The organism is Pseudomonas sp. WS 5079 (genome assembly GCF_012985465.1).
In the GTDB taxonomy this organism is placed as follows: domain Bacteria; phylum Pseudomonadota; class Gammaproteobacteria; order Pseudomonadales; family Pseudomonadaceae; genus Aquipseudomonas.
The window spans coordinates 434,379-447,135 of sequence record NZ_JAAQWN010000006.1 but is presented as its reverse complement, the minus strand read 5'-3'; the positions used below and the strand labels follow the sequence as shown (position 1 = coordinate 447,135).

Below are 12,757 nucleotides of genomic sequence, written 5' to 3'. Positions count from 1 at the left end.
AGATGGCTGTGATATTCATTTGCCAGTTTTGACTTTGAGCCAGCCCCCATGCGCCGATTTGCCCGCCCCAAACCTGCCCTTCTTATCCTAGTGTTGATCGCCCTGGTTGCTGTGGGCGTGGTCGCCCAGCAGTTCCGTTTATTCGAGCGCGCCTGGTTCAACTGGCAGACCTGGCGCCAGCCGCTGGATGAACGCTCCATTGGCCTGGCGGACTATGAGGTGGTGCTGGAAGCCCAGGTGATTGAAGGCCTGGATGATGATGTCTCGGCGCTGACCTACGACCCGGTGCGCAAGAGCCTGTTTACCGTGACCAACCAAAACGCCGAACTGGTCGAGTTGTCCCTGGACGGCAAGATCCTGCGGCGCATCAACCTGGTGGGGTTTGGCGATGCCGAGGCGGTGGAGTTCATCAGCGAAAACACCTACGTGGTCAGCGATGAACGCCAGCAGCGGCTGATCAAGATTCACCTGGAGGACGACACGCAGTTTCTCGACGCGGCCGAGGCCGAGCAGATGACCCTGGGTGTGCACCTGAAGGGCAATAAAGGCTTTGAAGGGCTGGCCTATGACTCAGTGGGCAAGCGCCTGTTCGTCGCCAAGGAGCGGGACCCGATGCTGATCTACGAAGTGCACGGCTTTCCCCATTTCAAACCGGAAAAAACCTACTCGGTCCACGTGGTCAACAACCCCCGACGCGATGCCGGGCTGTTTGTACGCGACCTGTCCAGCCTGCAATACGATGAGCGCAGTGGCCACTTGCTGGCGCTGTCCGATGAGTCGTACCTGGTGCTGGAGCTGGATATCGACGGTCGCCCCTTGAGCAGCTTGTCGCTGCTCAAGGGGCGCAATGGCCTGAAAAAACGCGTGCCCCAGGCCGAGGGTATTGCCATGGATGACGATGGCACGTTGTACCTGGTGAGTGAGCCGAACCTGTTCTATGTCTTCAAGAAAAAGCCCGAGCAGCGGTAAGCGCGGATCAGAACATCCACTGCACACCCAACGAATATCCGGTCTGGCTGCCTTCGGCATGGCCCAGGCGGCCGTTCACCTCTGCGTACACCCCAAGCTGCGGGGTGATCGCCAATTGGCTGCCGACCTGTGCGCGGCCAAAGCTCTTGTCCACTGAGCCCAGGCGTGCGGTACGGGCCTGGCCGTCGGCGCGGGCGGTCAGGTCGAGGTCGTCGAGGCGGCCGTCGGCCAATTCCTTGACCCAGGCGATGTCGCCGTAGGGCATCAGGCTCAGGCCATAAGGCAGGGCCACGGCACCGCGCACGCGCCAGCCGAGGCTGGCTTCCAGGGAATCGAAGGACTGTTCTTCATATTCAAGGGCGGTGCGCAGGTTCTGCTTCTCGTGGAACTTGTCGATGCGCGAGTGGCTGTAATCGAGCCCGGCAAACGGCCCGGTCTTGATCGCGCCCAGGTCGAAGTCATAACCGCCGAGCACGCGGGCGCCCAGGGACAGGGCATCGGTCTCGCCAGTCAACTGCTGGTTAAGTAGCACGGGGCCACCGTTGGCCTGGATCAGCAGGTTGCGCTTGGAGTCGAAGCTGCTGTGGCCCACGCTCAGGTCTCCGGCCAGCCAGGTCGGGCCGCCATCGTTCAACAAGGCGTAGACCGCGGCTTGCCAGGTGTCGCTTTGCAGCTTGCCACGGTGTTCCAGCTTGTCGCGGCCGTTGAGGTAGCTCAGGCTGGCGCCGATGTTCAGGCTGCTGCTCAGTTGATAGTCGCCCAGGGCATGCAGGCCCAGGCGCCGGGCCTCTGGGTTGGGGGCGGTGTCGAAGCCGCTGTCCGGGTTGTATTCGCCGTCCACGCCGATCTCGCCATCGAAGCTGCCGACTTCACGGCTGGCCGCTTGCAAAGTCAGCCAGCGACGGTCGTGCAGGCGCACCATGGCCTGGTGCTGGCGCTGCAGGTTGTCCTGCATATTGCGCGCAACCGCGCCGCCCGAGGTGGTGGAAGCCATCAAGTCGGCATTGGTCAGCTCCAGCACCAGGCGACTGAGCAGGCGCGAATAGTCGCGCAGGCGCTGGTCGATGCGTTCCTGGCCGAAGGCGTTGGTCAGGACCGTCTTGTTGTCTTCATTGGGGTCGTGCCACGTCGAGCCGCCGGGGATTGCCGGGTTGTTGGTCTGGGTGTAGCCGTCCAGGGCGCCCAGTTCCCAGTTGGTGGCTTCGATATACAGGATCGGGATGTTCAGCGCCTCGAAGGCCTCGCCGTCACTGCAGCAGCCGGTGCCGGCGGGGTATTGCGCGTCCAGGCCGGGGTTGGTGAACAGGTTGATGTTCAACTCCTTGGCGATCTGGAACGTGTGTTCGCGCAACGACGCCAGGGCCGGATTGGCGGTGCTGTTCTGGCCGGCGTGGGCGTACATCATGTCGCCGGTGATCAGGCTGTCGAGGTTGATCATGGCCAGCATATTGGCGCGTTGGCTGGCGCTCAATGAGTCGACAAACGCCCGGGAGCCGCGCAGGCCTTCCTCTTCGGCGCCGAAGCCGACGATCTGCAGGCCGTTTTCCAGTTGCAGGCCACCGAGGTTCTTCGCCACTTCGGTCAGCACGCTGGCGCCGGAGCCGTTGTCGTCCAGGCCTTGCAGGGTCGGGCGGCCGAAGTAGGTGTCGAAGTGCGCGCCAATCACCACGTATTGCGGTTTGGTGCCGGCGGCGTAGGCCACCACGTTCTGCGAGGCGCGGCTGCCGCCATTCCAGGTGAAGTCCTGGCGGCTGATGTTGTAGGCGCTGCCCATCTGGCTCTGCATCCAGGCGGCGGCCCCGGCAAAGTTGGCCGTGCCGCGATAGCGGCCTGGGTAGTCGGTGATCAGCTTTTCCAGGGTGACATTGGCGTGCTCGCCGTAGTCGTAGGCATGGGATTGAGTCGACAGCAGGGCACAGGCAACGCTGACAGCGAGGGTTAGGGGCTTGATCACAAGGTCTTCCTTGAGGTGGTTGAGGGAGTGGCTCGGCGGGACCGATTGCACAATGCGCGCCTCATTCCATGGGGCGGTCGCGAATTGGCGCGTTGTTGGAAGTGGGGGTCGCCTGGCTATAAGTTGTAACGGATTTGATACCAGATATGGCAGGGGATGCCGTGAGCTGGCGCACAAATTGGGGCAGGCGGGGGAGGGAATGCTGCGAAAAGTAGCGTTTTTGTTACATGTACATCGGATAGGGCGCGGTCAAAAATGTGGGAGCGGGCTTGCTCGCGAATGCGGTGTGCCAGTCACCGATTTTGCTAGCTGACACACCGCATTCGCGAGCAAGCCCGCTCCCACAGGGGTTCTGCGTGTACTTAGGCCTTGAGGGTTTTCACGCCTTCACTGGTCCCCAGCAGCAGTACATCGGCAGGCCGCGCTGCAAACAACCCGTTGGTGACCACGCCGACGATGGCATTGATCTGGGTCTCCAGCTCCACCGGGTTGGTGATCTGCATGTTGAACACATCGAGGATGATGTTGCCGTTATCGGTCAGCACGCCTTCGCGGTACACCGGGTCGCCGCCCAGTTTCACCAGCTCGCGGGCCACGTGGCTGCGGGCCATGGGGATCACTTCGACGGGCAGCGGGAAGTTGCCCAGCACTGGCACCAGCTTGCTGGCGTCGGCGATGCAGATAAAGGTCTTGGCCACGGCTGCGACGATCTTCTCGCGGGTCAGGGCTGCGCCGCCGCCCTTGATCAGGTTCAGGTGCTCGTCGCTTTCATCGGCGCCGTCGATGTAGAACTCCAGGTCGCTCACGGTATTGAGCTCGTACACCGGGATGCCATGGCCCTTGAGGCGCGCGGCGGTGGCTTCGGAGCTGGCCACGGCGCCGTCGAACGCGCCCTTGTGCAGGGCCAGCGCATCGATAAAGCAATTGGCGGTGGAGCCGGTGCCGACGCCGACGATGCTTTTATCGTCGAGTTTAGGAAGGATTAAATCGACGGCGGCCTGGGCCACTGCCTGTTTGAGTTGATCCTGGGTCATGCGGGCTCCGGAACGGGCGGGGAGTAAAGAGGGACGCGAGTATAACCCAACAAAACCTCTGGATTCGTGTGGTCGTCCGGCCAAGAGGCGGGTTAGACTCCTCGGCCCTGCCCAACCCGCCCAGTGATGCTTTCCGATGCTCGAACAGTACGTCAAGAAGATCCTCACCTCGCGCGTTTACGACGTTGCCGTGGAAACCCCGTTGCAGACCGCCCGCCAGCTCTCCGAGCGCCTGGGCAACAAGGTCTGGCTCAAGCGTGAAGACTTGCAGCCGGTGTTCTCCTTCAAGATTCGCGGCGCCTACAACAAGCTGACCCAACTGAGCGCCGAAGAACGTGCCCGTGGCGTGGTCACCGCCTCGGCGGGCAACCATGCCCAGGGCCTGGCCCTGGCGGCCAAGGTGCTAGGGGTCAAGGCCACCATCGTGATGCCCAAGACCACCCCGGAGATCAAAGTCGAAGGCGTGCGTTCCCGTGGCGGCAAAGTGGTGCTGCATGGCGACTCCTTTCCGGAAGCGCTGGCGTACTCGCTGAAACTGGTCGACGAAAAAGGCTACGTCTACATTCACCCCTACGATGATCCACACACCATTGCCGGGCAGGGCACCGTGGCGATGGAAATCCTGCGCCAGCACCCAGGGCCGCTGGATGCGATTTTCGTCCCGGTGGGCGGCGGCGGCCTGATTGCCGGCATCGCGGCGTACGTGAAGTACCTGCGCCCGGAGATCAAGATCATCGGTGTCGAGCCGGACGACTCCAACTGCCTGCAAGCCGCCATGGCCGCGGGCGAACGCGTGGTACTGCCGGCCGTGGGGATCTTTGCCGATGGCGTGGCGGTGGCGCAGATCGGCCAGCACACCTTCGATATCTGCAAGGACTATGTGGATGAAGTGATCACCGTCAGCACCGATGAAATCTGCGCGGCGATCAAGGATATCTACGACGACACCCGCTCCATCACCGAGCCTGCAGGGGCATTGGGCGTGGCCGGGATCAAGAAGTATGTGGAGACCCGTGGCGTCAGCGGCCAGACCTTTGTCGCCATTGATTCCGGGGCCAACGTCAACTTCGACCGCCTGCGCCATGTGGCCGAGCGCGCCGAGCTGGGCGAAGGTCGCGAGGCGATCATTGCCGTGACCATCCCCGAGCGCCCGGGCAGCTTCAAGGCCTTCTGCGAGGCCGTGGGCAAGCGCCAGATCACCGAATTCAACTACCGCTACCACTCCGGCAGCGAAGCGCACATTTTTGTCGGGGTGCAGACCCACCCGGAAACCGACCCGCGCAGCGCGTTGATTGCCAGCCTGAGCGAGCAGGGTTTCCCGGTGCTGGACCTGACCGAGAACGAACTGGCCAAGCTGCACATCCGCCATATGGTCGGCGGGCATGCGGCGCATGTCAGCAATGAAGTGGTGTTCCGCTTCGAGTTCCCGGAGCGTCCTGGGGCTTTGTTCAACTTTCTGAATAAGTTGGGCGGGCGCTGGAACATTTCGATGTTCCACTATCGCAACCACGGCGCGGCCGATGGCCGTGTGGTGGCTGGGCTGCAAGTGCCGGCCAACGAGCGCCACCTGGTGCCAGCGGCATTGGAAGCGATTGGCTACCCGTATTGGGATGAAAGTGACAACCCGGCCTATCAGCTGTTCCTCGGTTGAGCGACTACGCTGACTGGGCGGCCTTTAAGGAATCGAGAGCATGGAATATCTGACGACCCTCAAGACGATCCACATGGTGGCAACAGTGCTGCTGTTGGCCAGTGGCCTGGCGCTGGCCGTACTGAGCTGGCGCAAGCGCGCCGCCGGCCCGGCGGTTACGTTGCACCGGCCATGGCTGTTTGTCTGGTTGTTGATGGGCGTAAGCCTGGTGAGCATGCCGTTTACCGGCTGGTGCCTGGTGCACCTGATCGGCTGGCCATTGGGGCAGACATGGATCCTGGGCTCCAGCGTGATCTACACCGTGGCGGCGCTGGCCTGGTTCTGGCTGGTGGTGCGCCTCAATCGCCTGCGGCTGGGCGGTACGGGCAGTGCGAAATTCACCCTGGCCCTGGCGGTTGTCAGCCTGGTGGGGTTTGTGGCGATTGCCGGGTTGATGGGTGCCAAACCCGTTTAAGGCTTGAAACCGGGTCGCCTTCATTCGCGAGCAAGCCCGCTCCCACATTCCAAAGGTGGAACCCGATCAAATGTGGGAGCGGGCTTGCTCGCGAAAGCTTTATCAGCCGCGCAGGCTAATCACCGGCCAGCCACGCTTCTGGGCCTCGGCCCGCAGATTCGGGTCCGGATCCACCGCCACCGGGTGGGTCACCTGCTCCAGCAGCGGCAGGTCATTCGTCGAGTCGCTATAGAAATAGCTGTCTTGCAGGCTATACCCGGTCTCTTCCAGCCAACGATTCAAGCGCGTGACCTTGCCCTCGCGAAAGCACGGTACATCGGTGCTGCGCCCGGTGTAGCGGCCATCGGCCATCTCGCATTCGGTGGCGATCAGGGTTTCAACCCCCAAACGTGCGGCAATCGGCGCGGTGACAAAGCGGTTGGTGGCGGTGATGATCACCAGCGTGTCACCGGCGGCGCGGTGCTTGGCCAGCAGTTCAGCCGCCTTGGGCAGCATCAGCGGCTCGATGCAGTCGCGCATGAAGTCGCGGTGCCATTCGTCGAGCTGGGCCATCTCGGTGCTGCCGAGGATCTCCAGGCTGAAGTTCAGGTACGCGGCGTTGTCCAGCTTGCCGGCCAGGTAATCCTGGTAGAACTCGTCGTTGCGGGTCTTGTAGGCAACGGCATCGAGGATGCCGCGCTCACACAGGTAATCACCCCAGGCGTGGTCACTGTCGCCGCCCAAAAGCGTGTTGTCCAAGTCGAATAAAGCCAGGCGCATTGCGGTTACTCGCTGAAAAGTCTGTAAAAAGGCGTCCAGAATACGGTCTTTTCACAAGAGTGCACATAAGGTAAGCAGCCTCGTTGCCGCTGCAACAAGCTTTGTGGAACAATGCGGCGACATGCGTTTGCGAGGTTGTTGCCGTGATCGACCCCGATGGTTTCCGTCCAAATGTCGGGATTATTCTTACGAATGATGCCGGACAGGTGCTATGGGCTCGCCGAATCAACCAAGATGCCTGGCAGTTTCCCCAGGGTGGGATCAACCCCGACGAAACCCCTGAAGACGCCCTGTACCGTGAGTTGAACGAAGAAGTCGGCCTGGAGCGCGAAGATGTGCAAATTCTGGCCTGTACCCGAGGCTGGTTGCGCTATCGTTTGCCGCAACGCCTGGTGCGTACCCACAGCCAACCGCTGTGCATCGGCCAGAAGCAAAAGTGGTTTCTGCTGCGCCTTGTCTCCAACGAGCAGCGGGTGCGTATGGATTTGACCGGTAAACCGGAGTTCGATGGCTGGCGCTGGGTCAGTTATTGGTATCCGTTGGGCCAGGTGGTGACATTCAAGCGCGAGGTTTATCGTCGCGCTCTCAAAGAGCTTGCCCCGCGCCTTTTAGCGCGCGACTGACGACGGAGTTCGACCCCGAGCCATGCTCAATACGCTGCGCAAGATCGTCCAGGAAGTTAACTCCGCCAAGGATCTCAAGGCGGCGTTGGGGATTATTGTGTTGCGCGTCAAGGAAGCCATGGGCAGCCAGGTCTGCTCGGTTTACCTGCTGGACCCCGAAACCAACCGTTTTGTGCTGATGGCCACGGAGGGCTTGAACAAGCGCTCCATCGGCAAGGTCAGCATGGCGCCCAATGAAGGTCTGGTGGGCCTGGTGGGGACGCGTGAAGAACCCCTGAACCTTGAAAACGCGGCCGATCACCCGCGTTATCGCTACTTTGCCGAAACCGGTGAAGAGCGCTATGCCTCATTCCTCGGCGCACCGATCATCCACCACCGCCGCGTTGTCGGCGTATTGGTCATCCAGCAGAAAGAACGCCGCCAGTTCGATGAAGGTGAAGAAGCCTTCCTCGTGACCATGAGCGCGCAGTTGGCCGGGGTGATCGCCCACGCCGAAGCCACCGGCTCGATTCGCGGCCTGGGGCGCCAGGGCAAGGGGATCCAGGAAGCCAAGTTCGTCGGCGTACCGGGTTCGCCGGGTGCGGCGGTCGGTACTGCGGTGGTCATGCTGCCGCCGGCCGACCTCGATGTGGTGCCGGACAAGTCCGTCGACGACATCGACGCGGAAATCAAACTGTTCAAGACCGCCCTGGAAGGCGTGCGCGCCGATATGCGCAACCTGTCGACCAAGCTGGCCACCCAGTTGCGCCCCGAAGAACGGGCGCTGTTCGACGTGTACCAGATGATGCTCGACGACGCGTCCCTGGGTAACGAAGTCAAGACCGTGATCAAGACCGGCCAGTGGGCCCAGGGCGCGCTGCGCCAGGTGGTCACCGATCACGTCAACCGCTTTGAATTGATGGACGACGCCTACCTGCGCGAGCGCGCCTCGGATGTGCGTGACCTCGGTCGGCGCCTGCTGGCCTACCTGCAGGAAGACCGCACCACCAACCTGGTCTACCCCGACAACACCATCCTGATCAGTGAAGAACTGACCGCCACCATGCTCGGCGAAGTGCCGGAAGGCAAACTGGTGGGCCTGGTCTCGGTATTGGGTTCGGGCAACTCCCACGTGGCGATCCTGGCCCGTGCCATGGGCATCCCGACAGTGATGGGCCTGGTGGACCTGCCGTATTCCAAGGTCGACGGCATTTCGATGATCGTCGACGGGCACCGTGGCGAGGTGTTCACCAACCCCAGCGAGGTGCTGCGCAAGCAGTACGCCGAAGTTGTCGAGGAGGAGCGCCAGCTGTCCCAGGGGCTCGATGCCCTGCGCGAACTGCCCTGCGTGACCCTCGACGGCCACCGTGTACCGCTGTTGGTCAATACGGGCCTGCTGGCGGACGTGGCGCGTGCGCAACAACGTGGCGCTGAAGGGGTGGGCCTGTACCGCACCGAAGTGCCGTTCATGATCAACCAACGTTTCCCGAGCGAGAAGGAGCAGCTGGCGATTTATCGCGAGCAACTGTCCGCCTTCCATCCGTTACCGGTGACGATGCGCAGCCTGGACATCGGCGGCGACAAGTCACTGTCTTATTTCCCCATCAAGGAAGACAACCCCTTCCTTGGCTGGCGCGGTATCCGCGTTACCCTCGACCACCCCGAAATCTTCCTCGTCCAGACCCGCGCCATGCTCAAGGCCAGCGAAGGCCTGAACAACCTGCGCATTCTCCTGCCGATGATCTCCGGCACCCACGAGCTGGAAGAAGCCCTGCACCTGATCCACCGGGCCTGGGGCGAAGTGCGCGACGAAGGCGCCGACGTGCCGATGCCGCCGATTGGCGTGATGATCGAAATCCCGGCCGCGGTGTACCAGGCCAAGGAACTGGCGCGGCAGGTGGACTTCCTGTCGGTGGGATCCAACGACCTGACCCAATACCTGCTGGCCGTGGACCGCAACAACCCGCGGGTGGCCGACCTCTACGACTACCTGCACCCGGCGGTGCTGCAAGCCTTGCAGAACGTGGTGCGCGATGCCCATGCCGAAGGCAAGCCGGTGAGTATCTGTGGGGAAATGGCCGGTGATCCGGCGGCGGCGGTGCTGTTGATGGCCATGGGCTTTGACAGCCTGTCGATGAACGCCACCAACTTGCCCAAGGTCAAGTGGATGCTGCGCCAGATCAACCTGAGCAAGGCCAAGGATCTGCTGGCGGAACTGATGACCATCGACAACCCGCAAGTTATCCACAGCTCGCTGCAGTTGGCCCTGAAAAGCCTGGGGTTGGCGCGGATGATCAATCCGACCGCGACGAAAACCCTCTAAAAAATGTGGGAGCGGGCTTGCCCGCGATTGCGGTAGGTCAGTCAACTAAGATGCCGACTGATCCAATGCTATCGCGGGCAAGCCCGCTCCCACAGTTGACCTGCGGCGCTGTTAGATCTTGAGTTCCACCTCGCCCAACCGCCCCCCATGGGGCCCAAAGCTGCGTTCGAGCATATGTCGCAGCCCATCGGCATGCACAATCAGCGCGGTACTCGCCCGCGTCCCATAACTGGGGCTGGCGATAAACACACTCGACAACAAACTCTCCGTAGCCAACCCCACCCCGGTATCCGGCAACTCGGCAAAAGGAGCGGTCTGCGGGTCGCTCAAAATTTTCAGCAAGGCATCCGGCTGCGGATCACTCAGCACTTGGGCCAGTGCCGCCTTGGCCTTGAGCAGCTTTGGCCAGGGCGTATCCAGCCCGGCGTTGGATAAACCATAGATCCCGGCCTTCAGTTGGGTGGGGGCCGATTCATTGGCGTTGTAGTGCCACAGCTCGTGCGGCGTGCCAAGCAACAGGTTGAATCCGGCATATTCAATCGATCTGCCGTTAACCTCGGTCAAGTAGTCGGCAACCGGCAGCGAACCACCGAGAAAACGCGCCACCAACTCGCCGCGGGACTTGCGCGCCGGTGGTTGGTGCGGGTCGCGGATATTGGTCAGCGCGGCAAACCGTCCATCGGCGCCGACCCCCAGCCAAGTGCCTCCCGCTTCCTGGTCGCGACCGGCATACACCTGCGGTGCATCCGGCCACTGGGCCAAGGGCAGGCTGGGCCGGGCGTAGAATTCGTCACGGTTGGCCGCGACGATCAGCGGCTGGGCATGGCCCGGCCGCCAGGCGAAAACAATCAGGCACATAAGGCGATCCTTTTGTGTTTTGCTCACTCTACCCATAGAACCGCCGGCTATCCATCGTATCGAAGTTGGGCCAGATGCCTCCCATCCGTTAACATGCCAGGCTGCTTGGCGCGGGTGCGAACTTCTTCATTTGATCGAGCTGCTGTAACGCAGGCTTAATCGTCCACCGGCAAGGTCCGTGCGCAATAACGAATGATTTAACGAGGAGTCGCAATGCTGCCTTACCCGCAGATCGACCCGGTGGCCCTGGCCATCGGTCCGCTGAAAATCCACTGGTACGGGTTGATGTACCTGATCGGCATCGGCGGCGCCTGGCTGTTGGCTTCCCGACGCCTGAACCGCTTCGACCCGACCTGGACCAAGGAGAAGCTCTCCGACATGGTGTTCTGGATGTCGATGGGCGTGATCGTCGGCGGGCGCCTGGGCTATGTGCTGTTCTACGACCTGAGCGCGTACCTGGCCAACCCGACCCTGATTTTCGAGGTATGGAAGGGCGGCATGGCGTTCCACGGCGGCTTTATCGGCGTGATGCTCGCGGCCTGGTGGTTTGGCCGGCGCAACGGTAAGTCGTTCTTCCAACTGATGGATTTTGTCGCGCCGATGGTGCCGATCGGCCTGGGGGCCGGGCGTATCGGTAACTTCATCAACGCCGAGCTGTGGGGCAAGCCGACCGATGTGCCGTGGGCCATGGTGTTCCCGCCGTTCAGCGACCCGGCGCAGTTGGCGCGCCATCCGTCGCAGTTGTACCAGTTCGCCCTGGAAGGCGTGGCGCTGTTCCTGATCCTCTATATCTACTCGCGCAAACCGCGGCCGACCATGGCGGTTTCGGGGATGTTCGCCCTGTTCTACGGGATTTTCCGTTTCATCGTCGAGTTCGTGCGGGTGCCGGATGCGCAGTTGGGCTACCTGGCGTTCGGCTGGCTGACCATGGGTCAGGTACTGAGCATTCCGATGATTCTTGTTGGCCTGGGCCTGCTCTGGTGGGCTTACAACCGCCCACAGGCGATCAAGACCACTGCGCTATAAATTCGAACGCCGAGGCCCGAGGGCGTCGGCTTCACCGATACAGGTAATGTCATGAAGCAATATCTCGAGCTGGTTTCCCACGTCATCAACAACGGCACCAAGCAGGCCAACCGCACTGGCGTGAACACCATCAGCTTCCCCGGTGCGATGTTGCGCTTTGACCTGCAGGAAGGCTTCCCGGCCATCACCACCCGCAAAATGGCCTTCAAATCGGCGATTGGCGAGATGTGCGGCTTTTTGCGTGGGGTGAATAACGCCGCCGAATTCCGCGCCCTGGGCTGCAAGGTCTGGGACCAGAACGCCAACGAAAACGCGCAGTGGCTGGCCAACCCGTTCCGCCAGGGCGAGGACGACCTGGGCGAGATCTACGGCGTGCAATGGCGCAAATGGCCGGCGTACAAGCAGATCCCGCTAAGCAACCAGGCCGCTATCGAGCAGACCCTGGCCCAGGGCTATCGCCAGATCGCCGAAGGCGAGGAAGACGGCCAGGCCTACGTGGTGCTGTACAAGGCCATCGACCAGATCCGCCAGTGTGTCGACACCATCATCAAGGACCCGGGCAGCCGGCGCATCCTGTTCCACGGCTGGAACTGCGCCCAGCTCGATGAAATGGCCTTGCCGCCGTGCCACCTGCTGTACCAGTTCCACCCGAATGTCGAGACCAAGGAAATCTCCCTGACCCTCTACATCCGTTCCAACGACCTGGGCCTGGGCACGCCGTTCAACCTCACCGAAGGCGCCGCGCTGCTGAGCCTGATCGGGCGCCTGACCGGCTACACGCCGCGCTGGTTCACCTATTTCATCGGTGATGCGCACGTCTACGAGAACCACCTGGACATGCTCAACGAACAGCTCAAGCGCGAGCCATTCGCCGCGCCGAAGTTGGTGATCAGCGAGCGCGTGCCGGAGTTTGCCAGGACCGGCGTGTACCAGCCGGAGTGGCTGGAGCTGATCGAGCCTGGCGACTTCTCGCTGGAAGGCTATGAGCACCATGCGCCGATGACGGCGCCGATGGCGGTCTAGTCGAGACCGCATCGTCTGCATCGCAGGCAAGCCAGCTCCTACATGTGACCGAGTACTCAGGCACATGTGGGAGCTGGCTTGCCTGCGATGGCGTCAGCTCAGTT

At 62.1% G+C, this 12,757-nt stretch carries 11 protein-coding genes; 7 read left to right on the top strand and 4 right to left on the bottom strand.

The annotated features are described in order from the left end of the window. Positions 1 to 48 precede the first annotated feature (48 nt). Complete coding sequence (locus HBO05_RS18675) at positions 49 to 969, top strand: SdiA-regulated domain-containing protein (RefSeq protein WP_169954969.1); 921 nt, start codon at positions 49 to 51, stop codon at positions 967 to 969. Between the two features lie 7 nt (positions 970 to 976). Here HBO05_RS18675 and HBO05_RS18670 read toward each other — a convergent pair whose 3' ends face one another. Together HBO05_RS18670 and rpiA are read right to left on the bottom strand one after the other, a co-directional pair. After that, positions 977 to 2,923: an autotransporter domain-containing protein gene (locus HBO05_RS18670; RefSeq protein ID WP_172313678.1), complete on the bottom strand. Its 1,947-nt coding sequence runs from the start codon at positions 2,921 to 2,923 to the stop codon at positions 977 to 979. 362 nt (positions 2,924 to 3,285) lie between these two features. Next, positions 3,286 to 3,957 carry a ribose-5-phosphate isomerase RpiA gene (rpiA, locus tag HBO05_RS18665; protein ID WP_029289406.1) on the bottom strand — a complete coding sequence of 224 codons (672 nt, stop codon included), beginning with the start codon at positions 3,955 to 3,957 and terminating at the stop codon, positions 3,286 to 3,288. A gap of 136 nt (positions 3,958 to 4,093) precedes the next feature. Between rpiA and ilvA the strand changes: the two genes are divergently transcribed. Together ilvA and HBO05_RS18655 are read left to right on the top strand one after the other, a co-directional pair. Beyond that, positions 4,094 to 5,608, top strand: a complete 1,515-nt coding sequence (ilvA, locus tag HBO05_RS18660) for a threonine ammonia-lyase, biosynthetic (RefSeq protein WP_169954967.1) — start codon at positions 4,094 to 4,096, stop codon at positions 5,606 to 5,608. 40 nt (positions 5,609 to 5,648) lie between these two features. Beyond that, positions 5,649 to 6,062 (top strand): DUF2269 family protein, encoded by a 414-nt coding sequence (locus HBO05_RS18655; RefSeq protein WP_172313676.1) that lies wholly within the window; start codon positions 5,649 to 5,651, stop codon positions 6,060 to 6,062. 102 nt (positions 6,063 to 6,164) lie between these two features. On the opposite strand, the gene HBO05_RS18650 is transcribed toward HBO05_RS18655, so the two are convergent. Next, complete coding sequence (locus HBO05_RS18650; RefSeq protein WP_172313674.1) at positions 6,165 to 6,821, bottom strand: HAD family hydrolase; 657 nt, start codon at positions 6,819 to 6,821, stop codon at positions 6,165 to 6,167. A gap of 143 nt (positions 6,822 to 6,964) precedes the next feature. On the opposite strand from HBO05_RS18650, the gene HBO05_RS18645 reads away from it, so the two are divergent. After that, on the top strand, positions 6,965 to 7,444 hold the full coding sequence (locus HBO05_RS18645; RefSeq protein WP_032858866.1) for an RNA pyrophosphohydrolase: 480 nt from the start codon (positions 6,965 to 6,967) through the stop codon (positions 7,442 to 7,444). A 22-nt stretch (positions 7,445 to 7,466) separates the two neighbouring features. Further along, positions 7,467 to 9,746, top strand: coding sequence for a phosphoenolpyruvate--protein phosphotransferase (ptsP, locus tag HBO05_RS18640; RefSeq protein ID WP_169954964.1), 2,280 nt, complete (start codon positions 7,467 to 7,469; stop codon positions 9,744 to 9,746). Positions 9,747 to 9,857: 111 nt separating this feature from the next. Here the strand turns inward: ptsP and HBO05_RS18635 are convergent, their stop codons facing one another. Beyond that, entirely contained in the window at positions 9,858 to 10,604 is a 747-nt protein-coding gene (locus HBO05_RS18635; RefSeq protein ID WP_169954963.1) for an NRDE family protein, read from the bottom strand. Positions 10,605 to 10,817: 213 nt separating this feature from the next. Between HBO05_RS18635 and lgt the strand changes: the two genes are divergently transcribed. Together lgt and HBO05_RS18625 are read left to right on the top strand one after the other, a co-directional pair. Next, positions 10,818 to 11,630: a prolipoprotein diacylglyceryl transferase gene (lgt, locus tag HBO05_RS18630; RefSeq protein WP_169954962.1), complete on the top strand. Its 813-nt coding sequence runs from the start codon at positions 10,818 to 10,820 to the stop codon at positions 11,628 to 11,630. A gap of 51 nt (positions 11,631 to 11,681) precedes the next feature. Next, entirely contained in the window at positions 11,682 to 12,653 is a 972-nt protein-coding gene (locus HBO05_RS18625) for a thymidylate synthase (RefSeq protein WP_172313672.1), read from the top strand. Positions 12,654 to 12,757 lie beyond the last annotated feature (104 nt).

Bases quoted from the DNA above. Each gene is read 5' to 3' on its own strand.
- HBO05_RS18675 (WP_169954969.1), top strand. From the start codon at position 49: ATGCGCCGATTTGCCCGCCCCAAACCTGCCCTTCTTATCCTAGTGTTG.
- rpiA (WP_029289406.1), bottom strand. From the start codon at position 3,957: ATGACCCAGGATCAACTCAAACAGGCAGTGGCCCAGGCCGCCGTCGAT.
- ilvA (WP_169954967.1), top strand. From the start codon at position 4,094: ATGCTCGAACAGTACGTCAAGAAGATCCTCACCTCGCGCGTTTACGAC.
- HBO05_RS18655 (WP_172313676.1), top strand. From the start codon at position 5,649: ATGGAATATCTGACGACCCTCAAGACGATCCACATGGTGGCAACAGTG.
- HBO05_RS18650 (WP_172313674.1), bottom strand. From the start codon at position 6,821: ATGCGCCTGGCTTTATTCGACTTGGACAACACGCTTTTGGGCGGCGAC.
- ptsP (WP_169954964.1), top strand. From the start codon at position 7,467: ATGCTCAATACGCTGCGCAAGATCGTCCAGGAAGTTAACTCCGCCAAG.
- HBO05_RS18635 (WP_169954963.1), bottom strand. From the start codon at position 10,604: ATGTGCCTGATTGTTTTCGCCTGGCGGCCGGGCCATGCCCAGCCGCTG.
- lgt (WP_169954962.1), top strand. From the start codon at position 10,818: ATGCTGCCTTACCCGCAGATCGACCCGGTGGCCCTGGCCATCGGTCCG.
- HBO05_RS18625 (WP_172313672.1), top strand. From the start codon at position 11,682: ATGAAGCAATATCTCGAGCTGGTTTCCCACGTCATCAACAACGGCACC.